The 23609-nt window shown below is 68.1% G+C and carries 23 protein-coding genes and 1 pseudogene; 16 read left to right on the forward strand and 8 right to left on the reverse strand.

Annotated features, from left to right (window positions below; all coding sequences use genetic code 11):
* Positions 1–39: 39 nt before the first annotated feature.
* From qatA to qatD, 4 genes are read left to right on the forward strand one after another with little or no spacing between them, the layout of a single operon-like run.
* Positions 40–2028 (forward strand): Qat anti-phage system ATPase QatA, encoded by a 1989-nt coding sequence (gene qatA / locus FF100_RS26840; protein ID WP_139038832.1) that lies wholly within the window; start codon positions 40–42, stop codon positions 2026–2028.
* Complete coding sequence (gene qatB / locus FF100_RS38525; protein WP_342779025.1) at positions 2028–3008, forward strand: Qat anti-phage system associated protein QatB; 981 nt, start codon at positions 2028–2030, stop codon at positions 3006–3008. Before qatA ends, qatB begins: the two co-directional genes overlap by 1 nt.
* Positions 3005–4405 carry a Qat anti-phage system QueC-like protein QatC gene (gene qatC, locus FF100_RS26850; protein ID WP_139038834.1) on the forward strand — a complete coding sequence of 467 codons (1401 nt, stop codon included), beginning with the start codon at positions 3005–3007 and terminating at the stop codon, positions 4403–4405. The genes qatB and qatC overlap by 4 nt, the downstream gene beginning before the upstream one ends.
* Positions 4402–5175 (forward strand): Qat anti-phage system TatD family nuclease QatD, encoded by a 774-nt coding sequence (gene qatD / locus FF100_RS26855; protein ID WP_139038835.1) that lies wholly within the window; start codon positions 4402–4404, stop codon positions 5173–5175. The genes qatC and qatD overlap by 4 nt, the downstream gene beginning before the upstream one ends.
* Positions 5176–5242: 67 nt before the next feature.
* On the opposite strand, the gene FF100_RS26860 is transcribed toward qatD, so the two are convergent.
* Positions 5243–6319 (reverse strand): HNH endonuclease, encoded by a 1077-nt coding sequence (locus tag FF100_RS26860; RefSeq protein WP_171070345.1) that lies wholly within the window; start codon positions 6317–6319, stop codon positions 5243–5245.
* Positions 6320–6753: 434 nt separating this feature from the next.
* On the opposite strand from FF100_RS26860, the gene FF100_RS26865 reads away from it, so the two are divergent.
* The 4 genes from FF100_RS26865 to FF100_RS26880 all read left to right on the forward strand — a co-directional run bounded on the left by FF100_RS26865 (position 6754) and on the right by FF100_RS26880 (position 9206).
* Complete coding sequence (locus FF100_RS26865) at positions 6754–7116, forward strand: hypothetical protein (protein WP_139038837.1); 363 nt, start codon at positions 6754–6756, stop codon at positions 7114–7116.
* A 9-nt stretch (positions 7117–7125) separates the two neighbouring features.
* Positions 7126–7926 carry a hypothetical protein gene (locus FF100_RS26870; RefSeq protein WP_139038838.1) on the forward strand — a complete coding sequence of 267 codons (801 nt, stop codon included), beginning with the start codon at positions 7126–7128 and terminating at the stop codon, positions 7924–7926.
* Between the two features lie 240 nt (positions 7927–8166).
* A complete protein-coding gene (locus tag FF100_RS26875) occupies positions 8167–8973 on the forward strand; it encodes a GNAT family N-acetyltransferase (protein WP_139038839.1) in 807 nt (268 codons plus the stop codon).
* Positions 8970–9206, forward strand: a complete 237-nt coding sequence (locus tag FF100_RS26880; protein ID WP_139038840.1) for a hypothetical protein — start codon at positions 8970–8972, stop codon at positions 9204–9206. The genes FF100_RS26875 and FF100_RS26880 overlap by 4 nt, the downstream gene beginning before the upstream one ends.
* A gap of 130 nt (positions 9207–9336) precedes the next feature.
* Here the strand turns inward: FF100_RS26880 and FF100_RS26885 are convergent, their stop codons facing one another.
* On the reverse strand, positions 9337–10149 hold the full coding sequence (locus FF100_RS26885) for a metallophosphoesterase (protein ID WP_139038841.1): 813 nt from the start codon (positions 10147–10149) through the stop codon (positions 9337–9339).
* Entirely contained in the window at positions 10146–10697 is a 552-nt protein-coding gene (locus tag FF100_RS26890; RefSeq protein ID WP_139038842.1) for a metallophosphoesterase, read from the reverse strand. Before FF100_RS26890 ends, FF100_RS26885 begins: the two co-directional genes overlap by 4 nt.
* A 222-nt stretch (positions 10698–10919) precedes the next feature.
* Here FF100_RS26890 and FF100_RS26895 point away from each other — a divergent pair, with 222 nt between their 5' ends.
* Complete coding sequence (locus FF100_RS26895; protein ID WP_139038843.1) at positions 10920–11339, forward strand: DNA-binding protein; 420 nt, start codon at positions 10920–10922, stop codon at positions 11337–11339.
* 454 nt (positions 11340–11793) lie between these two features.
* Here the strand turns inward: FF100_RS26895 and FF100_RS26900 are convergent, their stop codons facing one another.
* On the reverse strand, positions 11794–12954 hold the full coding sequence (locus FF100_RS26900; RefSeq protein WP_281287326.1) for a patatin-like phospholipase family protein: 1161 nt from the start codon (positions 12952–12954) through the stop codon (positions 11794–11796).
* 81 nt (positions 12955–13035) lie between these two features.
* On the opposite strand from FF100_RS26900, the gene FF100_RS26905 reads away from it, so the two are divergent.
* The 3 genes from FF100_RS26905 to FF100_RS26915 are packed head-to-tail and all read left to right on the forward strand — an operon-like array spanning position 13036 to position 16374.
* Positions 13036–14211: an anti-phage 6A-MBL system MBL-fold protein gene (locus FF100_RS26905; RefSeq protein WP_171070347.1), complete on the forward strand. Its 1176-nt coding sequence runs from the start codon at positions 13036–13038 to the stop codon at positions 14209–14211.
* Positions 14208–15929, forward strand: coding sequence for a ThiF family adenylyltransferase (locus FF100_RS26910; protein ID WP_139038846.1), 1722 nt, complete (start codon positions 14208–14210; stop codon positions 15927–15929). The genes FF100_RS26905 and FF100_RS26910 overlap by 4 nt, the downstream gene beginning before the upstream one ends.
* Positions 15910–16374 carry a M67 family metallopeptidase gene (locus FF100_RS26915; protein ID WP_139038847.1) on the forward strand — a complete coding sequence of 155 codons (465 nt, stop codon included), beginning with the start codon at positions 15910–15912 and terminating at the stop codon, positions 16372–16374. Before FF100_RS26910 ends, FF100_RS26915 begins: the two co-directional genes overlap by 20 nt.
* Positions 16375–16390: 16 nt before the next feature.
* Here the strand turns inward: FF100_RS26915 and FF100_RS26920 are convergent, their stop codons facing one another.
* The 3 genes and pseudogenes from FF100_RS26920 to rpsT all read right to left on the reverse strand — a co-directional run bounded on the left by FF100_RS26920 (position 16391) and on the right by rpsT (position 19577).
* Positions 16391–17524, reverse strand: a complete 1134-nt coding sequence (locus FF100_RS26920) for a DUF2235 domain-containing protein (protein ID WP_171070348.1) — start codon at positions 17522–17524, stop codon at positions 16391–16393.
* A gap of 934 nt (positions 17525–18458) precedes the next feature.
* Positions 18459–19103 (reverse strand): annotated as a pseudogene (locus FF100_RS26925) (magnesium chelatase domain-containing protein); the annotation flags it as partial.
* A gap of 198 nt (positions 19104–19301) precedes the next feature.
* Positions 19302–19577 (reverse strand): 30S ribosomal protein S20, encoded by a 276-nt coding sequence (gene rpsT, locus FF100_RS26930; protein ID WP_109958403.1) that lies wholly within the window; start codon positions 19575–19577, stop codon positions 19302–19304.
* 228 nt (positions 19578–19805) lie between these two features.
* On the opposite strand from rpsT, the gene FF100_RS26935 reads away from it, so the two are divergent.
* The 4 genes from FF100_RS26935 to FF100_RS26950 all read left to right on the forward strand — a co-directional run bounded on the left by FF100_RS26935 (position 19806) and on the right by FF100_RS26950 (position 23361).
* On the forward strand, positions 19806–20021 hold the full coding sequence (locus tag FF100_RS26935; RefSeq protein WP_139038849.1) for a hypothetical protein: 216 nt from the start codon (positions 19806–19808) through the stop codon (positions 20019–20021).
* 88 nt (positions 20022–20109) lie between these two features.
* Positions 20110–20817 carry a 7-cyano-7-deazaguanine synthase QueC gene (queC, locus tag FF100_RS26940; protein ID WP_139038850.1) on the forward strand — a complete coding sequence of 236 codons (708 nt, stop codon included), beginning with the start codon at positions 20110–20112 and terminating at the stop codon, positions 20815–20817.
* Between the two features lie 64 nt (positions 20818–20881).
* Positions 20882–22048, forward strand: a complete 1167-nt coding sequence (locus tag FF100_RS26945; RefSeq protein WP_139038851.1) for an acetyl-CoA acetyltransferase — start codon at positions 20882–20884, stop codon at positions 22046–22048.
* Between the two features lie 32 nt (positions 22049–22080).
* Complete coding sequence (locus FF100_RS26950; RefSeq protein ID WP_139038852.1) at positions 22081–23361, forward strand: MFS transporter; 1281 nt, start codon at positions 22081–22083, stop codon at positions 23359–23361.
* On the opposite strand, the gene FF100_RS26955 is transcribed toward FF100_RS26950, so the two are convergent.
* Positions 23303–23575 carry a BolA family protein gene (locus tag FF100_RS26955; protein WP_099900772.1) on the reverse strand — a complete coding sequence of 91 codons (273 nt, stop codon included), beginning with the start codon at positions 23573–23575 and terminating at the stop codon, positions 23303–23305. The two genes, FF100_RS26950 and FF100_RS26955, sit on opposite strands and share 59 nt — an antisense overlap.
* Positions 23576–23609 lie beyond the last annotated feature (34 nt).

The raw sequence follows: 23609 nt of genomic DNA on the forward strand, positions 1-23609 counted from the left end.
CTGATTTCGCGCGAGGCCGTGCGCTGCCTGGGGGCAACGATGGCGGGTGGCGAGCCGGCTAGCCTGGCGTATCTCAGCGATCACGAGACCAAGGTCGATCTTCTCAACAACGAGGCGATCGCCGCGACGGTCCTGAAACTCATCAAGCAGAAATCCGAACACCCGATCACGATCGGCGTTCATGGAGATTGGGGAGCCGGCAAGTCGAGCGTCCTCAAGATGGTCGAAACGACGCTTGAGCAAGACGCAGGCACCTGCCTGATCAAATTCAACGGGTGGCAATTCCAAGGCTTCGAGGACGCAAAAATTGCCCTGATCGAAGGAGTAGTGAACGGTCTCATCGAGAACCGATCCTTGCGTGGGAAGGCCGAGGACGTCATCGAACGCATCCGAGAGAATATCGATGTACTGAAGGCCGCGAAGATGGGCGGGAAGCTTGCCTTCACCTTCTTCACAGGCCTGCCTTCTTTCGGCGCGGGCGAGGTGTTCGAAGCACTGACCGATAAGATCAAGGAGATCGTGACTGATCCCAAGGAGCGGAAGCAGGCTCTGGAGCAAGCCGAGGCTTTGAAGAAGGAGGGCGAGAAATCGGGCAAGCCGAGCGTCCCCCATGAGATTGCCGAATTTAGGAAATCATTCGAGGAACTCATCGCGCGAGCCAGCGTCGAGCGCATCGTCGTGCTCGTGGATGACCTCGATCGCTGCCTGCCCGAGACTGCGATCGAGACCTTGGAGGCGATCCGCCTCTTCGTGTTCCTCGACAAGACCGCTTTCGTCGTGGGCGCTGACGAGCGCATGATCGAGTACGCGGTCGGCCGGCACTTTCCGAACCTGCCGAAGATGGAGGACAGCCAGGGCTACGCCCGAGCCTACCTGGAGAAGCTGCTCCAGGTGCCGTTCCGCATCCCTGCGCTTGGCGAGACCGAGACACGGATCTACGTCACCCTGCTCCTTCTCGGCAGCGTCCTCGGCGAGGAGGAAGAGCGCTTCCTTCGGTTGCTCGATCTCGGCCGCGCCGCCCTGCGGACGCCCTGGGACGGCGAGGGTATCAAGCCCGACGACCTGAAGGCGGTGCTGGGCGAGCGGCCCGACGATCCGATCCGCAGTGCGCTCCTGACGGCCGAGCGCATCAGCCCGGTGCTAGCGGCCGGCACAAAGGGCAATCCGCGCCAGATCAAGCGCTTCCTCAACGCGCTGAACCTTCGCCTCGCGGTGGCACAGGCGCGCGGTTTCGGCACGGCCATCGAGCCGACGCGGCTGGCGAAGATCATGCTGGCGGAGATGTTCCTGCCCGAGAGCGTGTTCACCCAGATGGCGACACTGGTGGCGAAGGCTCCGGACGGCGTCTCGCCTTTGATCGCGAGGATCGAGGCCGCCGCCGAGGAGGCCGCCACGCCGGCGTCGGCCGCCGATCCACCCGCCCCCACGCCGGATCTGAACGCCACCGACGACCTGGCCTCCGTGCTGGAGGACTGGAAGCTCCGGCCGGAGGTTCTGGACTGGGCACGGATCAAGCCCAAGCTCGGCGGCGAGTCGTTGAAGCCGTACCTCTTCGTGATCAAGGATCGCCGCAACTACCTGGCCGGCGTGGCCCCGCTCTCGGCCAAACTGAAGGACATCGTGGCTCGGCTCACCGGGGGCGATCTCAACGCCGCGAACGTGACCGCTGCCGTGCGTGCGCTGACGCCGCCTGAGATCGACGCGGTGTTCAAGGATCTTCGCGGCCAGTTGCTGTCGACCCAGAGCCTCCAGGCAAAACCGCCGGCGATGGGCGGCTTGGCGGTCCTGACCCAGGCGCATCCTGGATTGCAGGTAAGATACGTGGAGGTGCTGGCCGAGCTCCCGATCGATCGTCTGGGGCCCGGCGTTGTCTCGGTGCATGGCTTCATCCAGAACGACGACGCCCTGCGACGCCTCAACGCCGTCTTCGACACGTGGGCGCGAAGCGATAACCTCATATTGAAGCGTGCCGTCGAGGCCATGCGGACGGCCGGGCAACGGCGCGGTCGACGCGCGGGGCGTTCTTAATGGGCACGTCGACCCCCTACCGCGGTGGGCGGAACTCGAACCCGCTTTTACCGAGCTGGCTACCCGGCGAAGACGGCGTCCCTCCCGCCGGTCCCCCGGCCCCTCCAGGGGAGCCGCCGGTTCCGCCCGGCGCGCCCCCGGGGACACCCGCTCCGGCCGACGGCGCTCCGGGCCCCGGCGAAAGCAGTCCCGGCCCCGGCGAGGGCAATCCCGCCACGCCCGGCGACCAGGCCGCCCCCGCGGGGCCGCAGCCCGGGGCGCCGCAGCCGCCCCGATACCAAGCCGCGCGGCGCAGCTTCACCGCCTTCGCCAAGTCCGGCGGAGGCGACGGCCGAGCGCTCGGCCGCGCGGCTCGGGGCTTCGTTCGCCGCGCCGGCGGCGGTGTCGGTCGGACAGTTCGGCGCATGGCCTCCGATCGGGCGGCCACCGCCCGGCTCGCCGGCGTACTTGCGCGGGCCTCGACCGAGCCGGGAGGCATCCGGGAAGTTGCGCGGCAACTCGATCTCGGCGCCCTGGCCGACGGACCGATCGCGGACCTCTACGCCGGCCTCGTCGACGTCGTATGCCCTCCCGACGGCGATCTCGACGACGCGCATTCGCGCGAGGCGTACCTTGAAGCGGTGATTGAGGTGATGGGTCGCGGATTCGGCGACCTAGAACGCCCGGGGGTCGAGACGATCCGGGCGGTGCTCGGCCTGTACATCACCAACGCGGTGCATCTACGCATCGTGAACGCCATCGCCAACAATCTCGTGACGCTGCCCCGCGACATCGACGAGGTCAGCGCCCTGCAGCAGGGCCTCAAAGATTTCGTCCGCGGCTGCGTAGAGCAGGCCCTCGACGAAGCGGGGGACGCCTTCCCGGCGGAGGACCTGACGGCCTCGATCGACGAGTTCTACGAGCAGGCGATCAGCATCCTTGACGCGGAGGGCGATGCCGCGGCCGAGGGCGAGGGGCCCGCCGAGGAGGAAGACGAATGACGCGCCATGTCCTCGCCGCCCACCTTGGACCCGATGACAGTTACGTGCCGGAGGCTGCGGCGGACGAGGCCGTGACCCGGTTCGACCTGGTCACGGGACAAAGGTCGCTGGGCCGCGGCATCGGGCCCGCGCTTCGGGCTTTGCGAGACCTCGGGGTGCGCCCGACCGAGACAGGCGTCGACCTCATCGTCGTAGCGGCCCACGTCCATGCGGCGGACACACGACTGAGCCGCGTCGCGACTTCGCAGGACGGCTGGACCCGCGAGATCGGCCTGGTCGTTCCCGTCTCGGAGCCGGAACGGTGGAGCGCGGCGGCCCCCATCCTCGAAAGGATGCTGCGCTTCCTCACGGGTGACCACTGGCGGATCCGGTTTCGGCCACGTCCGGCAGGCTTCGAGAACCTGTCTCCAGCCTATCTCCCTGGTTTCGAGATCGCGGATTTCGACGGGATCGCCCTGTTCTCGGGCGGTCTCGACAGCCTTATCGGTGCCATCGACACGCTAGTTGCGGGAGAGCGTCCGCTTTTCGTAAGCCACGCCGGCGAGGGTGCGGTCAGCGGCCCGCAGCGCGACCTCTTCGACAAGCTCAACGAGCGGCTTCCGGGGGACAGGCGGCTGAACCGAAATCTTCCCCGTCTCAGGTTCGCGCTGACTTTTCCACGCAACCTCGTACGCGGGGTCCCGGGGGAGGATTCGACCCGAGGCCGCTCGTTCCTGTTCCTCGCCATCGGTGCGATGGCCGGCTCGGGGCTCAGACGCCCGTTCGACCTGCGCGTTCCCGAGAACGGCCTGATCGCGCTGAACGTGCCCCTCGATCCGACCCGCCTCGGCTCGAACAGCACGCGCACGACCCACCCATACTACCTGCGCCGCTGGAACGAGCTGCTCATCGCGATCGGCATAGAGGGGACCGTCGTCAATCGCTATTGGGATCAGACGAAGGGCGAGATGGTCGCGGGATGTCGCGTTTCCGCGGTGCTCCGCGATCTTACGCCGCTCTCGGTCTCGTGCGCTCACCCGTCGCAGGGCCGCTACGCACGTGACCGTCGGCGGCACTGTGGGACCTGCGTCCCGTGCCTAATCCGCCGGGCGGCCGTAGAAGGCGCCTGGGGCCGAGGCAACGATCCGACGGGATACCGCTGCGACGACCTCGCGGAGCGGCCCCTCGACGCGACGAGGTCGGAGGGCCGTCAGGTGCGGGGGTTCCAGTACGCGATCGGCAGGCTTGCGGCATCCCCGGACCTGGCTCGGATCCTCATCCATAAGCCGGGTCCTTTGAAAGAGGACGCCCGCAACCTGGATCGGCTCGCAGGGGTCTACGGACGTGGTATGGTGGAAGTCGGCCGCCTGCTCCAGGGCGTCGAGACCTTCTCACCCGCCATGCCGGAGCTTCCTTGACCGACCGCCTGATCGACTTCCACTGCCACCTGGACCTCTACCCTGACTTCGAGGGGTTGGTCGCCGATTGCGAGCGACGTGGGATCTACACGCTCGCCGTGACGACAACGCCCCGTGCTTGGTCGCGCAACCGGGACGTATGCGGGATCACCCGTCACGTGCGGGCCGGCCTGGGGCTGCACCCCCAACTCGTCGGCGAGCACTGGCGCGAGATCGACCTGTGGGAGCGCTACTCCCACGAAACCAGATATGTCGGCGAGGTCGGGATCGATGCCGGACCCGCGCATTTCCGAAGCCTTGAGAGACAGATGGCGGTGTTTCGCCAGATCCTGATTGCCTGCTCCTCTCAAGGCGGAAAGATCCTATCGGTCCATAGCGTCAGGTCCGCAACGAAAGTGCTGGACCTTCTTGAGGAACATCTACCCGAGGACCGCGGTTCCGCCGTGCTCCACTGGTTCACCGGGTCCATGGCCGAGGCGCGCAGAGCCGTGGCGCTGGGATGTTATTTTTCCATCAACCGGCAGATGCTCACCAGCGATCGTGGGATGAGGCTCGTGCGGTCGCTCCCGGTCGAGCGCCTCCTGCTTGAGACGGACGGGCCGTTCACCTCAGAGGATGGGCAGCCAACCAGACCTCAGGCTGTATCACGTACACTGAGCGATCTCGCTTCGGCCTTTGGCCAGACACGCGATGACCTGCGACGCCAGTTGCTCGGGAATTTGCGGACGCTGACCGAAGTGGCCGATCCACGCCCCTCCGCAAACCACTGATCTACGCTCCGCGAGCCGGCTAACCGTCGCGGAGACCAAGGCTTGCCGCTACCCGCGGGTCGTTTCCTCACGCTGGCGAGGAGGCCGCGCCTTCGGCGGCGACGTCGGATGGGGAGAAGCGCTCCTTGTATCGCCGCACAAAAACAGCACCAAGAGCCGACCGGAAATGATCCCGAAGTCGTTCCGCGTCATCAGGACCTAAACCGACCTCTCTCCAATTCTGCTGATTAAATTTCTGCAGATCAATCGAGAATTCTCGGCTTCGGTCGCTGCGTTCAAGGACATCATAGGCGTAAATGTGTTCGATCTGCTTGGCGGGACCGCCTGCACCTGCGAAGACGCCCCCGACCCTTAGGATCCCGAGAATTTCGACATAGGCGATCAACTCACCACTCTCAGGTACGCACCTGACGATGATCTTGTGACCGATGGGGATTTCAGGTCCTCGCAGGCCGGGCAAACCATCGACCAAATAGCGGAAAGTCCCGCCATGGTCCTGCATAGAATTGATAACCTGGAGGAGTTGGTCCCAGTCCATGAACGACCGGCCCGTCCGATGGATCAGGAAGAGCCAGATCGCCGTGATCAAGCCCCCAAAAATAGCTTCCGGGGAGAAATCGAAACCGAGCTTGAGCTCGTCATCATCGTCGATACCCACCTTACGGGCATTCTGCTCGGCAACTATCGGATCCAGGGCCGGGAAATCTTTGCTCGCGCGCTTAAGGAGCTGACGGAATGTCTTCCAGTTCCCGGCCGCTATCTCAACGCTGTGACCGCCTTCGACTTCGGTCACCTCGTAGCGGACATCGATAGCCGACATGGATCCGTCGGGCTCAAGCCTTACCCGGCGCCCTTGGCGCGTGTTCACGATCCTGGGCGGGTTATGGCCACGATCCCGGGGGATGTCGATTAGAGTAGGCCAATCCCCGAACGCCTCGATCAGGGCGTTGTCTGCGATCGCGTCGAGCTTCGTATTACATTCCCGGCAGATGATGCCCTTTGGCTTTAGATTTCCTCCGAGTGCGTTGGGAATGATGTGGGCTTCGGAATCATTTTCCTTCGTGATGGGACTGCCGCAACCACGACACTTCGGCGGAGCGGCCGCCCGCCTTTTTGCCTCACCCATCTCGTTGCACACGGTCACGTTTGATCGGAGTGTATCAACCGGGTGATGCCCGTTCCGTTCCGTGTTGTCGTCCCTGGCCCGAGGATGTGCCAGCAACCGTCCCTGCCCAACCAAGTTTTCGGGGCGATCGGCGGCTGGACCTGATCGGGTCGGCCATGGTGCCGGGCCCATCGTTGCAGCCCGCGTCGGCGTCCGCGAGCGGGAAGCCAGCCGGTCCGCTCGGATGCGTCCTTATTTGCCCGAGTTTCCCACAGCGCCACAAACTTCCTCAAGCTGCCATTGGACAACCCTAAGATCGCTTGGCAGCGTGATCCCACCGGTCGGGCGCAGCCCACCGGTTCTCTCGTGTTGCTGTCGTTGACGAACTGCCACCGCGCACCACTCGACCGCGGGCGTGGCGCGGTGGCCTTTTGTCGATGGCCGTGACGCGCCCCTCTCTCATCGGAGCGTCAATGCCTGCACCGTCCCCCCTCGGTTCCCAACTCGAACACGCCTTCTCGCTGGATCCGTCCTACAGGGTCCATGACGTCGGCCATGCCGAATACCTTCTGCGGTATCGGAACGCTTCCGGGCTCGCCTTCGCCGTCGGCCGCACCACGAAGACCGCCGCAAAGGTCTGGATCCCTGCCGACGAGCGCTGGAGGGACGCGCTCGTCGCCGACGGGTTCGACTGCGTCGAGCGCGACTGCGCGAGCGACGGCAAGGGGCGCATCATCACCTTGCAGGCCATGCCGGAGTTCAGGGGCAAGCGGGCCTACTCGGTGCGCGTGAAGACCGTGGACGAAGCGCTCGCTGTCGCCGCCAAGCTGCGCTGAGGAGGCCTGATGTCGAATTTTCTCATACGCTTCGCTCCCGTCATCACCGCGGCCTACGAGGCGGAGATCCGCGAGGATCCGACCCTTTCAGGGCGCCTGGTGATCGGGAGTGCCGGCGACCTGACGGTCACCTACGCGCCGTTCGAGCACGTCGTGCCGACGGCGAGGCTCGTGATCGTCGGCATCACGCCGGGCGCCGAGCAGGCGCGGAACGCCCTGCTGGAGGTCAGGCGGGCGCTCGCCGCCGGCGTTTCCCACCCGGATGCCCTGGCGCGAGCGAAGGTCTTCGCGAGCTTCTCCGGACCGATGCGTAACGCTCTGGTCGCGATGCTCGATCACGTCGGCGTCCATCGAGCCTTGGGGATCGCAGGCGCGGGATCGTTGTGGTCGACGCACGCGCAACTCGTGCACTTCACGTCGGCTCTGCGCTTCCCGGTCTTCCGGGCCGGCGAGAACTACCGCGGTACCCCCTCGATGTTGCGAACGCCGTTGCTCCGGGCGCAACTGGACGAGGGTCTCGCCCAGGAAGCTCGGGTCTTGGCGCATGCCATCTGGGTCCCGTGCGGGCCCAAGGCGGCTGACGCGGTCAACGAGATGGTCCGACGTGGCCATCTCGTGCCTGAGCGGGTGCTGAACGGGATGCCGCATCCGTCGGGGGCCAACGCCGAGCGCATCGCCTACTTCCTCGGGCGATCATCCAGGGAAGGGCTTTCGGTCAAGACGGACCCTGTCAGGATCGATGCGGCGCGCGAGGCCATGCTGGTGAAGCTGGCCAGGTTCGGTGAATTGGCCGCGGGCGCGACGGCCTGAATTCCCGACCGGCATCGGTACGCGACCACGCCGATGCCGGTCGCTCGGTTGCTCGATCTCGCGTCGACCGGCTAACGCCGCCGCGAGCCGAGCCAAGTGGTTCTTGAGGATCGCGGAAACCAGGGCCTTGGCTGGCAAGACAACAGCGACTCGCCTTCGATGGACTTGTATCGGCGGCAGGAGGGCGCTGGAGTGTGGCAATGGCCTTGTGCCATGCGCCGCGGCTAGGACCATGGTGTCATGGCACCTCGCAGAACACAGCGTTGGCCCGAGGGTTGGTTCGAGAACGACGACACGGTGTCGTTCGAGCCTACAGTCGCCGGCCGCATCGGGAATTGGTGGTTCGACCGCGTGTTCGAGCCCTACCGCCTCAGCCCACGCGCCCTGGCCGAGAGCCTCGTAGACGGGATCGACGGCAGGAACCATGTCAGGTTCCTGAGCTTCGATCGCCGAGGCGGCAGAGTCTCCGTCGAGCTCTCGGGCCATCTCGGTACGGCGCGCATCTATTACGGTGGGCATACCCTGACGGTTGAGACCCAGGGGCGGCACGCGGAGGTGGATCTCGTCACGGTGGAGGAGCCCTTCCGAGGCATGGGCGTCGGAGCGCGCCTGATGGCGAACCTCTACGGGGTCGCCAAAGCCATCCAGGCGGATCGCATCGGCCTGCGTGCGGGCCTGGAGGATGGGCCGTTCGTGTGGATCAAGTTCGGGTTCTTCCCAACCGACGAACAGTGGGAGAAGGTCAAGAAGCCCATCCGGACGAAGCTCGATGGCCTCGGGCTCATGGTGTGCCGGGAGGCACGGAACCGCGTGGAACAAGCCCTGCTCTCGACTAGCGGCCGGGCGATCGCGATCATCGCCGCCGAACCCGACCTCGTGATGAGCCGGCCGGCGTTTTCGGGCGAGCCTCGCGAAGTCGCCCTCGGTCAGGCGTTGTTGGCCGACAGCGGGATCCGATGGTATGGGGAGTTCGTTTTCGCTGATGACGAGGCCCGCGAGCTGTTCGAGGCCTGCGTCGAGCGCAACATTGCGAGGGAGCCGAGATGACCCGCCGGGAATACCTCAGCCGCCTCCGCGCCAAGGCGGGCGAGAGCCGCTCCGAGAACGCGCATGCCGATCCACGCGCGCCGATCCTCCCGGTCGATTCCCCGGCCACGAGGGACGCGCTCGCCAGGATCATGGCCCAGACCGGGTTCTCGGCCGAGCAGATCGCCGGAAGGTTCCCGGAAGCCGGAGGGGACGCCCCCGAGGAGCCTCGGGGGCGCATCGCCCGCGGCTGATGCCGAAGCAGGGGGCCGCCTACCATCGCGCGCGTCGCCGGAAATGGGCGGCGGCTGCGGTTCGATCGTTGGGGAGATGTCGGGGCCTTGCCTGGGCAGGCGTGAAGGGGCTCTGGATAGCCCGGGGCATTCAGCCTCCCACGTGTACGATCCGGTCGGCTTCGAAGCCGCTGCTCTCGTCGTGGTGGCCCCGCGGGTTGCAAACGATCCGGGTCGGGCCAACGCGGTAGTCGGCGGCCCTGTGGACATGCCCGTGAACCCATAGCGCCGGCCCACGCGCGTGGATCAATTCGCGCAGGTCCGAGGCGTAGCACCAGCGCAGGTCGGCCCTGGGATCAGGCAGGCTGTCCGGGTGGGGCGCGTGGTGGGTGACGACCACGGTCGGGCCGTCGTGCGGCGTGGCGAGGGTGGCATCCAGGAAGGCGCGGGTCCGTCGGTGCAGGGCAAGGATCTCCTTCGGCTCGATACGATCGCGCGAGCGCGGGCCGGTGCGGATCCGGCGGTAGTCGACCATGCCGTTGCGCCCCTGGGCCGACCGCATGCCGTGCGTCAGTGTGGTCGAGCCGAGGCGGAAGTCGGTCCAGAGCGTGCCGCCGGCAAAGCGGGTCCCGCCGATCGTGACGACGTCGTCCATCAGGAGGTGGATGCGATGGCGGGCGGCGAGCTCCCGCCCACGGGCCATCTGGTCGGCGAACGTGTAGCGCTCCTCGCCACGGTCCCACCAGAAATCGTGGTTGCCCGGCGCATACACGACCGGCACCCCGGGCAGGCGCTCGGCCAGCCAGTCGAGGGCGCGGGTGAGCGGCATGTGGACGTCGCCGGCGATGACGACCACGTCGAAGCCGCCCGGCGGCGCGTGCGCGGCCGGGTCCCAGGCGTTCTCGGGCCATTCCTGGTGTAGGTCGCTGAACACCCAGAGCCGGGAGGCAGGCGAGGCGGTCATGCCGAGCCTCCCTCTCGGGCGGCGTTCTCGGCGAGGCGCAGGCGGATCTCGTCGAGGGCCACCGGGCGGAAGCCGAAGCAGTCGACCCCGACGTCGGTGCTCGCGGCGGTCCCGGGCAGCCGGCCGTGCGAGTGGCCGTAGAGGTGCAGGTCGCCCCGGTGCTGGCGCGGCCACGCGCGATGGGCGTAGTGGCTGCACCAGATGCCCTGGACGGTGCCGTCGGGCAGCGGGACGAGGACGCGGGCGACGTCGAAGACAGCGTCCCAGGGCAGGCGGTCGCCGATGCGGTCGTGGTTGCCCCGGACGAGGTAGCGTCGGCGGCCGTTGAGGCGGGCGAAAATCGCGCGGGCACGGTCCTCCGGGCATCGGTGGCAGAAATCGCCGAGATGCCAGACGGTGTCCTCGGGGCCGACGGCGGCGTTCCAGTTCGCGACGAGGGCCTCGTCGTGCTCGTCGATCGTGGCGAAGGGACGGTTCAGTCCGAGGCGCGGGCCGAGGACGGCCCGGTGGGACCAGTGGGTGTCGGCGGTGAACAGGGTTTCCGGCATGGGAGCCTCCGGTTGCGGAGGCTCGCGACCGCACGGGATCGGGCGCTCCGGGGTCAGCGGGTTGCGGGCGATCCGTGGGGTTTCATGGGGGCCTCGTTGGTGTCCGGAGCGCGACTCCGAGGAGCGGGACGCGGAAAGCGCTACCGTGCGACCGCTACCTGAAAGGATGGGCGATCTTAACCCTCCGGGTCGAGGATCCTGTGGATCGGGAGGGGGTGGGCGATGGCGACGCGGCAGGAGGTCTTCGAGGTTGCGGACCGGCTCCGGGCGCGGGGCGCGCGCGTGTCGTTGCGCAGCGTGATCCCGGAGCTGCGGCTCGGCGGCTCGAACCGGGTGGTGGGGCCGCTGCTGCGGGACTGGAAGGCCGAGCGGCGCTACCTGCCGAAGGTCGAGGCGGCGGGTCTGCCGGAAACGCTGCAGGGGCGGCTTCGGACGTTCGCGGTGGAGCTTTGGGAAGCGGCGCGGGCGGACGCGGCGGCGGAGCTGGTGGCTGAGCGGGCCGCGCCGGAGGCCCATCGACGGGCCGGCGACGAGGTGCTTGACGAGGCCCTGGCGCATCTCGACGTGGCCGAGGCGGAGATGGGCCGGCTGCAGGAGCGGCTTGCGCGTCTGGAGGAGGCCGGCCCGCGAGTGCCGGCGTAATCATCGACGGGCACTGCCTCGCCGATCGCGTGGTGGCTCGCCCTTACCGAGCCTACAATGCACCTATGTTCGACAACCCTTTCGTCCCACTTCTGGTTATCAGCGTCCTCATGAGCGTGGGCTGCTTGGCCTACGATGGCATCCGGCGGCGGCGCCTCAGGCGGGAATTGGCCATGCTGACGGGTGAGCTGGGCCGGCTGCAAGGTGAGCTGGGGGAAGCCCGGGCCGAGCTTGAAGCCCGACGTAGAGGCGAGGCCGGTGACGGCTCCTGATGGATAGGACAGGATGGGCGGACCTAATTCACGGCTGCGTCGATCACCCTGATCGCAGCCTCCCGGCACGCGCGCTCGCCGTCATTGAGGTCCAAGGCAAGCCATTCGGTAGGTGCTATCACAGCGGCTGACGGACCGCGCTGAAGCGTGCGATCGAGAATATCGATCGAGGTCGCAACTGCTCAGGGACGGCCCGGTGGCACAGGTAACGCGTCGAAGGATGGCGTCGAGGGAACGATCGTGAGGCTGCTACGGCGCAATGCGGCATCGGCATGCGCGTAGCCCGCCTTCATGACAACCTCCTGGATCTCGCGCGGGAAGCGCTTGAGACGGGTCTTCACGGCCGCGGCGCGCCTTGTATCGGCCTCGGAGAAGCCAAGGGGGTTGTCCGGGCCATGCGCCGTCACCCCCTCCCCGATACCCCACGAGACCAGCTTTCGCTCGCCCATTCGATCCAGGCCCCTCAGCACTCGCTGCCTCAGGAAGATGCCCTGCTGAAGGGCGATGTCGGAGACGCGCAGCGCCTGCGAGAACCAGTTTGATCGCGGCAGGGGATTTCCGGGCAAGGCCCGTCCCCCGTCGCTGACCAGGATCGTCCGATAACGCTTCCAGATCGGTTCAAGGCCGACGTTGTCGTAGACGCCCCCGTCAGTGAGGCAGAGCCGGCCCTTGTATCCGTCCTCGTGCAGGTCGGCCCCCTCCAGCGCCGCGATCGCGCCGGGCGGCACCCGCACGTAGGCCGGCGACATGTAGGGAGGAAAGGCCGCCGAGGCCGAGACGACGTCCGCCACCCGAAGGTCGGGGCGCTTCCACTCCCCGACGTGGTACTCGGCGGCGTACTCCTTGGCGAAGCGCCACAGCGCTCCGGTCTGCAGGCTTGTCGCGGTGAAGGTGAAGCGCGGCCGATCCGGCAGGTCCTGAAGGGTCGCGCCTTTGAACAGCGCCGCGTCATAGACCCGACCCGCGATGCCGGCGGCGGAGAAGCGTGGCAGCAGTCCGAGCAGCACGGCGGGGACGTCCACCCACTTCTGAGCCAGGGCGAGCAAGGGCAGGCTTACTTCCTCGCGGATGTTGGACGCGACACCCCGCTCGTCGAAGCGCAGGCGCGACCAACCCACGGCCAGCGCACCGGCGGCGACCGAGCCCCCCGAAACGCTGGAGACGCGATCGATCTGCGGCAGCAGCCCGGCCTCGTTCAGCCGGGTTAGGGCGCCGAGGTGGAACAGCATGGCCCGAAAGCCACCCCCCGAGAGGCAGAGACCTATCCCGTCCTCAAGCTTCTTGCCACCGAGGAAGTCCTCGCCGGATGCGGCTCCGGCGCCGGCATGAAACGGGAGATCCATCAGCGTGGGTGCGCGAGCGTGCCGGCGTGATGTTGCACTTTCGTTCCTTCCGCGCCAGTTTAGCTGAACGGGAGACGATATATGGCTGCGGTCCTCACGTTTCACCCGCTCGGCGACGCCGATGGCACGCTCATCGACCTGGCGGACGGGCGCAAGATCCTCATCGACTTCGGGGACGAATGCACGACGGCGAAGGATGAGAGGCGGATCGACCTCGCAGCTGCGCTGAGGGCCGACCTGATCCGATCCGGAAAGTCCGGCTTCGACGCCGTTCTTTTCACTCACTTGGACCGGGATCACGTCTACGGTGCCGAGGACTTTTTCTGGTTCGATCATTCGCCCCGCCTGCAGGGCGGCGGCCGGGCGCGCATCGGCGAGCTGTGGGTGCCGGCCGCGGCGATCCTGGAGGATGATCTGCCGCCGTTCGCGCAGGTGATACAGGACGAGGCACGGTACCGGCTGTTGAACGGCTATGGTGTGCGGGTCTTCTCTCGACCAGAGGCGCTGGCCGGCTTCCTAGCCCTGCACGGCCGCACCCTTGCCCATGTCGATGGCTTGATCGTCAACGCCGGCGACACGGTTCCGGGCTACGAGCTGCATGGCCCGGAGCGGGCGCAGTTCTTCGTGCACTGCCCGTTCGGCTGGCGTCAGGACCGGAACGAGCAGATCGTCGATCGGAACCAGGACAGCGTGGTGCTGCAGGCGGTCTTCCACGAGGGCGGCGCCCTGCGCCGTGTCCTTTTCGCGTCCGACATCGACTCCGAGACGCTCGGTCTGATCGTACGGACCACCCTCCGCCACGAGCAGGGACACCGCCTGATCTGGGACGTCTGCAAGATCCCGCACCATTGCTCCTTCCGATCGCTCAACAAGGATGACAAGGGCACGGTGATGACCGCCCCCATCCCGGAGGTGCGGCACCTGTTCGAGAGCTGCGGGATGCCCAACGGCATCATGGTCTCCACCAGCCGGTCGATTCCGGGGAACGACCTTGACGTACAGCCACCCCACCGTCAGGCAGCCGCCTACTACAAGGCAGTGGCGCGCCAGTCGGGCGGCAGGTTCGAAGTGACGATGGATCACTCGCCCGCGCGAAATCCCCAGCCGTGCAAGGTGGTCATCGACGAGCAGGGGTGCCGGTTCGTGTCCTTGCTGTCTCAAGGACCGGGCCTGCTACGGCCGGCCACGACGGCCTCGGTCGGCTTCGCCTTCCCGAACCGTCCCGTCGTCCCCGACAAGCCGGCAGGCTTCGGTTGACCTGGTTCATCGAGAGGCCAGACCGCTTCATAGCCGAGAAGAAGGCTGTCGCCGCGCTCGCCGGCGAAGTCGATTGGCTGTCGGCCTACGACTTCATGCTGGATGGGCGGGATCGGCTGCTGTTGCGGTTCACCGTCCTGGCAGGCGGCGCGTCGATCCCACTCGAACTTCGTTATCCCCGCTTCTATCCCGATGCGCCGCCAGAGGTCGTGCCGCTCGACCCTGACCTGAGGCTTGCCGACCATCAATGGGCCGGCGGTTCCCTCTGCCTGGAGCACAGAGCCGACAACTGGCGTCCGGAGGTCACCGGCGCCGTCATGATCCGGTCGGCGCATACCCTCCTCGACGCGGAGGCGACGACCCCGGGCGGCGCCCAGGCCTTGCCCGCGGTTCATGACCTGACCCTCGGCCAGCTCCTGCGCGGGGACACCTTCCGTCACCTCTATTCCGTCGAGCTGATCGAACTGCTGTCGGGGTTCGCTCCGTCTGTCCCGACGATGGCGACGATGCGTTACCAGAGCCAAGCCGAGACGATCGTCTCATGGATCGATACTGTGCAGAGTCCCGGTGGTACGTGGCGGCAATCCGGCTTTCCGGAGGGAAGCCGGGCGCTCCATGGCGTCGTGATGTGGATACCCGACGGCGCCTCGGCCTCGCGCCTGCTTGACAGGACGGCGTCGGACCTCCCGCTTCGTCTAGCGGCTCAAGCCCAGGGCTCGGAGGTCGGCCCGAACGATGCACGGTTCGTATTCGTCGCCAGCTCCGATCGACCGAGGATGGTCTGGCGGGTCCTGGGGGACGATCAGCAGCTCATTCCGGTGATACCGCTCCCGGTCGGCGACCGGGGCATGTGGCGAGCGGCCACGAACCCTGCATCCCTACCACGGAAGCGGGTCGCCATCGTCGGTTGCGGCTCCGCGGGATCGAAGATCGCCACAACACTTGCCAGGGCGGGGGTCGGCGGATTCCTGCTCATCGACGACGACGTACTCATGCGCCAGAACCTCGTGCGGAACGACTTGGACTGGCACGGTGTCGGCGAGCACAAGGTGCATGCCCTCGGGACCCGGCTCAAGCTCATCGATCCCGACGTCGCGGTGACCGCGCGTCCCATTCGGCTGGTGGGCCAGGAAGCAAGTTCCAGTGTCGATACAGCGCTCGAAGCGCTCGCGGGCTGCGACCTGATCGTCGATGCCACAGCCAATGCCGATGCGTTCAACCTGCTTTCGGCAGTCGCGACGCGGTCGCGTCGACCGCTGGTCTGGCTTGAGGTCTTCGAGGGAGGGCTGGGTGGCATGGTCGCGCGCCACCGTCCGGGGGTCGACGCGTCGCCCCAGGATATGCGCAGCGCCTATCTGTCATGGTGCCGCGACCTCAACGCGCCATGGACCGGCGTGGAGGAAGGGGATTACGCATCGCGTGACGCGGACGGTCACGTGTTCGTGGCGGATGACGCCGAGGTTGGCGTCATCGCTAACCATGCGGCGCGTTTCGCGCTCGATGCGTTGACGGACGGCCACACCTTTCCGCACCCCATGTACGTCATCGGCCTGAGGGCGAGATGGATCTTCAACGAGCCCTTCGTCGTGCGACCCATCGACGTTCCGGTCGGGGATGCGGGGGACGAGCATCCCTTGACGGAGGAGGTCCGCGACGCCGCGATCGAGTTTCTCGACGAGTTGCTGGCCAAACGCGGCGATGAAGATCCTCCTCCCTAGATCGATCCTCGCCCAGTGGACGGACGAGTTGCGGCGTGCGGGACGTCGGGAGATCGGCGGGGTCCTGATGGGCGAGGCCGTGGCACGGGACACGTTCCGCGTCGCCGAGGCGAGCGTGCAACGCGGCGGCGGGACGGCGACCAGCTTCGTCCGGGATCCAGAGCATCACGGTGCAGTCATCCGAGCGTTCTTCCTGAAGACGGGCGGCGACTACACGCGGTTCAACTACCTAGGCGAATGGCACTCCCATCCCTCATTTCCGACCAGGCCCAGCGGTGACGACCTCGCGGCGATGCACGAGCTTTTGGCGGAGGGACGGATCGGCGCGACATTCGCATGCTTGCTGATCGTGCGGCTCCGTCTCTTCCGCCGCCTCGACGTAGGAGCCTACGTCTTCACGCCGAATGGTGAGATGGGACCCGTGACGATCGTGCCCGAGCGATAGCCTCCGGCGTCGTCGGCTACACCGGGGCGGCATCCTCGGCCTTGAGGGCGCCGATGACGCCAGCCGGATCGACGTTGTGGCGTTTGATCCAATCCGCGAGGTTCGGCGGCCGGTACTGCGGATTGTCCCGCCACCGCGCGAAGACGCTGCCGTCGATGGTCTCGTTGATCCGCCAGGTCGTGCTCGCCGATCCGACGGCGGGCGGCGATCCGACCGGCCGAAGGAAGCGCGGCGTAAACAGGCGCAGGAGCCTCGGGCCGAAGGTAGCGTAGGAATCCGCGATATCGGCTTTCGGGTCGGGCGCGTCCATGGAGAAGCCTGGACGGAAGGCGAGCCCGTGACGGGCCGCTTTGTCCATGATCCACTTCAGCGGCGCCTGGGCGAGGATATCGCTGGGATAGCCACCGCCGACGTTGGCGTGGGCCCCGACGAACCAGCGCTGCTCGACCGCGTCGAGGCCGCGGCGCGGGCAGGTCGCGACCTTGTCGTTGTCGGCGGTCTGGGTCCAGAAGGTCGGCTCGAAGGCCTTGCGCTGCTCGTCGAGGGCGAGCGCGTGGAAGGCGTGGATGTTCGAGCGGTAGAGGTGGGTGTCGAGGAAGCGGTACTTCTCGACCTTGGTGCGCAGGCTCGACAGCGGGTTGCCGACCGAGCCGACCGTGTCCCAGATCCCCATGAACTTCACGTCGGCGGGCGCGCAGTGGGCGACGAGCCAGCGTTCCTCGATGCCCGCGAGCCCCATCGGGTCGGCGGCGAGCAGCTTGCGGATCGTCGGCTCGGTGCGTCGCCGGTAGCGGGCGTATAGCTGCTCGATCGAGAGCGGCGCGCCGGGCCGGAGCACGCCGCACTTCGAGATCAGCCCCGACAGGCTGCGCGCGGCGTAGGCGCCGCGGCTGAAGCCGAAGATGAAGATCTCGTCGCCATCCTCGTAGGCCTGGACGAGCCAGGTATAGGCGTCGACGATCTCGTTATCGAGGCCGTAGCCGCCGACCCCGCCGCGCACCTTCTCGCCGATCCGGGTGCCGACGCCCTGGCTGTAATAGACCATCTGCCCGGTGGCCGCCGGGTCGCAGAGCGAATTCAGGCGCCAAACGTTCGTGTTGTTGTTGAGCGTGTTCCAGGTGCCGTCGAGGAAGATGGCCAGACGCTTCATGCCGGAGCCCCGTCGTCGCGGGACGTCATTCTGAAGCGGTCGCGCGCCTCGGCCCCTGCTCACCTCAACGTGCGCGGCCCGGCGGCGTTCCTGATGCGTTCCTGGGCGGGAGGGTACTGTCCGCATATCCGTCGGCCCCGCCGCGCCGCGGCGGCGACTGAAACACAGATTCACAGAAAGGCAGACCGCAGCCGAGGGGCCCGCGCTGGCGGCCGCGGGTTGCAGGGCATCTTAACAGCTTGCTGTCATCACAGCTTTCTGTGAGCCTTGGGGATGGACCGCCCGTGCCGCCGACCGCGTCCGATGCCGCCAAACAGAAGGCGATGATCCAGGTCCCGGTGCAGGTGCGCCGTGAGATGAGGCTTCTCGCCGCCTCCGAGGGCAGGCCCGTCAGCGACCTCTACGTCGAGGCAGCGCGCGCCTACCTCACGGGACGGGGACGGGTCGAGACCGAGCCGACCCCGGTACCCGCGGCGCCCGCTCGGGGGGCTCCGGTCAGTGATCCCCTCGTCTCGGCCGCGCTCGCGCGCCAGGAGAAGACGCTCAGCGAAATCGTTAGGAAGCTGGATCTGGCGCTACGGCCCGAGGGGCAGCTCGCCGGCGCCGTCACGGCCCGGGCCATCGCCGTCACCTTAGCCGCCCTGACCAGGGCCGGACCTGACGGCACGACGCCGGGCACGCTGAACAAGGCCTGCGCCGAGCATGATCTCGACGAGCGAGCCTGGCTCGATGCCCGGTCGTTCCTGCGTTCTGCGGGCCTGATCCGGTTCAAGGCGAACCGGTGGTTCCTCCGTTCCCTAGATGCCGGCTCGCCCTGAGCGGGGCCGGTCGAGGGGAGCGGGACGGCGCCATCGGCATGGGGCCGCCATGACGCCGGCAGGTTCTTACAGCGAAGTGGGCCGGCAACGGGATCCGCCTGCGTAATGTAGCATAACATCAGGAGGTTGTGGGCACCGGCCGCCGCGATCTCGAGCGCGCGCTTGGCACCCTCCTGGCCCTTGATCTCGCGCAGGTCCGCCAGCGCGCCGGCGGAGCCGGCCACCGCCGGCACCGGTCGCGCCATCACCTGCGTGCCCTTGAAGTGGTTGGCGAGCTGGATCAGCGAGCGCGGCGCCAGCACGTCCATGTCGCCGGCCGCCCACGCGGCTTCCGGGCCGCTCGCCGCCGGGCAGATCAGGCCGAGGCTGCGGGCATTCGCGGCCATCGCGGCCGGCAGCACGCCCGCCACCGCGGTGAGGCTGCCGTCGAGCGCCAGTTCGCCGAGGACGCAGTAGCCCGAGAGCGCATCCGCCGGCAGGGCGCCGATGGCGCACATCATGCCGAGGGCGATCGGCAGGTCGTAGTGGGAGCCTTCCTTGGGCAGATCCGCGGGGGCGAGATTGACGGTGATACGCTTGGCCGGCAGCGCCAGGCCGGAGGCGATCAGGGCCGAGCGCACCCGCTCGCGCGACTCGGCCACCGCCTTGTCGGGCAGGCCGACCAGGGTGAAGGCGACGGCGCCGGGCGTGATCTGCACCTGCACGTCGACGGCGCGCGCCTCGATTCCCTCGAAGGCGACGGTAGCGACGCGCGTGACCATGGGGCGAGGGCCTTCGGGCTGGATGCCTGACGCTAGGTTAGTTCGCGGACGGCACCGGCACAACCCGTGGACGGGATACTGTTTTGCGGAGGACCAGCCCTCCGGACACGAAAAAGCCCGGCATGGAGCCGGGCCATTTCCTCTCGTCACCGGGGTCGGGGGCGCCCTCGGGCGCCGTCCGGAGCCGGTCCGCAGGCGTTACGCCTGGGCGGCCTGAAGGCCCTTCACGCGGGCGGCGAGGCGCGAGACCTTCCGCGAGGCGGTGTTCTTGTGCACGATCCCCTTCTGGGACGCGCGCATGATCTCCGGCTCGGCGCTGCGCAGGGCGGTCAGCGCGGTGCCGTGATCGCCGGACTCGATCGCCTCCTCGACCTTGCGGATGAAGGTGCGCATGCGGCTGCGGCGCGAGCGGTTGACTGCCGTACGCTTGGCAATCTTGCGGGTCATCTTCTTGGCCGACACGGTGTTGGCCATCGGCGTTCCTCATTCTCAAAGCGAGGCCCGAGCGATCCCGGCGGGATCGTGGCGTCGCGTGTCAGGGCATGGAAGCACGGGCAACCCGCCGGGCGAAAGCCCGCAGGTCCGCGAGCCGCGGTCTATAGACGCGACTGGGCGGATCGTCAACGCCGGAACGCCGCCGGCCGTCGGAACACCCTGCCCGGTCAATGGTTGAGGTTCTCACATAGCCACGGGAGATCCTCCATGATCCGTTCCGCTTCCCTCCTCGCCGCCGGCCTGCTCGCGATGTCGGCGGTCGCGATCCCGCATCAGGCGGAGGCGAAGGGCTGCATCAAGGGCGCCATCGTCGGCGGGCTCGCCGGCAAGGCCGTCGGCCACGGCAAGGCCGGCGCCGCGGCCGGATGCGCGGTGGGCCACCACAACGCCAACAAGAAGGCGAGCCAGGCGCAGGGGCAGTAAGGACGCGGGCCAGTAGGCCGATCCCGCCGCGCGGGCTTATAAGCAGGCCGGCTCCGATCGGGGGCCGGCCTTTTCTCGCGGAGCCCGCATGACGTCCACCGACGGCGCCCTGGTGCTGTTCTCCGGCGGGCAGGATTCCACCACCTGTCTCGCCTGGGCCCTCGACCGCTTCTCCCACGTCGAGACCCTCGGCTTCGATTACGGCCAGCGCCACCGGATCGAGCTCGATGGCCGCGGCACCCTGCGGGCCGAGATGACCCGGATCGTGCCGGCCTTCGCCGGGCGCCTCGGGGAAGATCACACGCTGAGCCTCGGAGCGCTCGGCGAGGTCTCCGAGACCGCGCTGACCCGGGAGACCGCCATCGCCATGGAGGCGGGCGGGCTGCCCAACACCTTCGTGCCGGGCCGCAACCTCGTCTTTCTCACCTTCGCGGCCGCCCTCGCCTATCGCCGGGGCCTGCGCCACATCGTCGGCGGGATGTGCGAGACCGATTTTTCCGGATATCCCGATTGCCGCGACGACACCGTCAAGGCACTGCAGGTCGCGCTCAACCTCGGCATGGAGCGCCGCTTCGTGCTGCACACGCCGTTGATGTGGATCGACAAGGCCGAGACCTGGCGGCTCGCCCGCGCGATCGGCGGCGAGCCCCTTGTCGACCTCATCGTGCGCGAGAGCCACACCTGCTACCTCGGCGAGCGCGGCGCGCTCCATGCCTGGGGTCATGGCTGCGGCACCTGCCCGGCCTGTGCCTTGCGCGCCGCCGGCTATGCGCGCTTCCGCGCCGAGGATGCGTGAACCGCGCTTGCGGGCCGGGCTGGCGTTGCGCAGAGTGCACCGCAAAAGCTGGGAGGAGAGAACCATGACCGCCTGCATCGTCGGCTGGAGCCACACGCCCTTCGGCAAGCACGACGCCGAGACCGTCGAGAGCCTGATCGTCCGCGTCGCCAACGAGGCGCTGGCCCATGCGGGGATCGGCCCGCAGGACGTCGACGAGATCGTGCTCGGCCACTACAATGCGGGCTTCACGCCGCAGGACTTCACCGCCTCGCTGGTGCTCCAGGCCGATGACGGATTCCGCTTCAAGCCCGCGACCCGGGTCGAGAATGCCTGCGCCACCGGCTCCGCCGCGGTGCACCAGGGCATCAAGACCATCGAGGCCAAGCGCGCCCGAGTGGTTCTGGTGGTCGGCGTCGAGCAGATGACCCGCACCCCCGGCCCCGAGATCGGCCGCACCCTGCTCAAGGCCTCGTATCTGCCGGAGGACGGCGACAACCCGGCGGGCTTCGCCGGCGTGTTCGGCACCATCGCCGGCGCCTATTTCCAGCGCCACGGCGACCAGTCCGACGCCCTGGCGGTGATCGCCGCCAAGAACCATCGCAACGGCGTCCAGAACCCCTACGCGCAGATGCGCAAGGACCTCGGCTTCGACTTCTGCCGCACCGAATCGGACAAGAACCCGTTCGTCGCCGGCCCGCTCAAGCGCACGGATTGCTCGCTGGTCTCGGACGGCGCGGCGGCCGTCGTGCTCGCCGATACCGAGACGGCCTTGCGGATGCGCCGCGCCGTCGCCTTCCGGGCGACCGCCCACGCGCAGGATTTCCTGCCGATGTCGAAGCGCGACGTGCTGAAGTTCGAGGGCGCGGCCACCGCCTGGGCCAGGGCGCTCGCCCAGGCCGGGATCACCCTCGACGACCTGTCGCTGGTCGAGACCCACGACTGCTTCACGGTCGCGGAGCTGATCGAGTACGAGGCGATGGGCCTGACCAAGGAGGGCCGCGGCGCCGACGCGATCCGCGAGGGCTGGACCACCAAGGAGGGCAAGCTGCCGGTCAACCCGTCCGGCGGGCTGAAGGCCAAGGGCCACCCGATCGGCGCCACCGGCGTCTCGATGCACGCCCTCTCGGCGATGCAGCTCTGCGGCGATGCCGGCGGCATGCAGATCCCGGACGCGACGCTGGCCGGCGTGTTCAACATGGGCGGCGTTGCGGTGGCGAACTACGTCAGCGTGCTCGAGCGCATCAAGTAGGGCGAGGGACGCAGGACCATGATCGCGTAGCCATGACGGCCTTCCTGGTCCTGCTGCTCGCCTATACGATCAGCCAGTTCGACCGCGGCTTCCTGGCGATGGTCGCGCCCGATCTCGGGCCCGATCTCGGCCTTGGCCCCTCCGACCTGGCGCTGCTCTCGGCGGGCTGGTTCCTGGCCTTCGCGGCCGGGCAGGTCCCGACCGGGCTCCTCCTCGACCGGATCGGGCCGCGACGCACCGTGGCGGGCTTCCTGGTGCTCGCCGCTCTCGGGGCGACGTCCCTCGGGCTGGCGCAGGGCTTCGCCGGGGCCGCCGCCGCCATGGCGCTGATCGGGCTCGGCTGCGCACCGGCGCTGATGGGCGGAATGTACCTGTTCGGCAGGTCCTACCCGCCCGAGCGCTTCGCCATGCTGTCCTCGCTGATGATCGGGCTCGGCACGTCGGGCGATCTCCTCGGCTCGACGCCGCTGGCGCTGGCGAGCCACGCCTTCGGCTGGCGGGCCATCCTCTTCGGCCTCGCCCTCGTCACCCTGGCCTCGGCCGGGCTGGTCCTGCGGCTGATCGAGGATCCGCCCCGTCTCGCCGATCCCCCGAAGACCTCGGTCTGGCGCGGCTTCGCCGAGGTTGCGCGGATGCGGGCCCTGTGGCCGGTCTTCCCGGTGGTCTTCGTCAGCTACGCCGTCGTTATCGCGACCCGCTCGCTCTGGGTCGGGGCCTATCTCGGCAGCGTCCACGGCCTCGATCCGCTCCAGCGCGGCAACGGCACGCTGGCGATGAGCGCCGCGATGGCGGCGGGTGCGATCGGGTATGGGCCGCTGGAGCGGCTGGTCCGCGATCCGAAGCGCACGGCGCTCGGCGGCTGCCTCGTCACCGGGCTGGCGCTCGCCGGGCTCGGGCTGTTCGGCGGAGGCGCGACGGCGCTCGCGGTGGCGCTGCTGGCGCTCACCGGGGCGGCGGGGCTGAGCTACGGCATCCTGATGGCGCATGCGCGCCGGTTCTTCCCCGCCCATCTGCTCGGGCGCGGGGTCGCCTTCATGAACATCGTCTTCATGGGCGGAGCCGCGGTCGTGCAGGGGCTGTCAGCCCTGTTCGTGCTGGGCACGGGCGAGCTCGCGCCGGATGCGCTCTACGGCCGGCTGTTCCTGGCCTACGGGCTGGCGCTGCTCGCCGCGACGGCGATCTATGCGTTCGCGCCGCGGGAGCCGGTCATCGGGCTTCGGGCTCCCATCCGTCCGGACCGGAAGGACCCGGGGGCTACCCCGCCTCCCCCGGCGTCCGCGCCCGCAGCGCCAGGGCGTGCAGGCCGCGCTTGAAGGCGTCGTCGAGGAGCGCGTTCACCATGCGGTGGCGCTCGACCCGGCTCTTACCCTCGAAGGCCGCCGACACCACATCCAGTCGGAAGTGAGTTTCACCCCCCTCCCGCCAGCCGGAATGGCCGGCATGCTGGTGTGATTCGTCGACGACGCTGAGCGCCGTCGGCGCCAGCCGCTCCTCGAGCGTCGTCCTGATCCAGTCGTTCAGGCTCATCGCGCACCCGTCCTTAACCTGCTTCGGCGTGACT

The sequence above is a fragment of the Methylobacterium terricola genome, from assembly GCF_006151805.1.
In the GTDB taxonomy this organism is placed as follows: Bacteria; Pseudomonadota; Alphaproteobacteria; order Rhizobiales; family Beijerinckiaceae; genus Methylobacterium; species Methylobacterium terricola.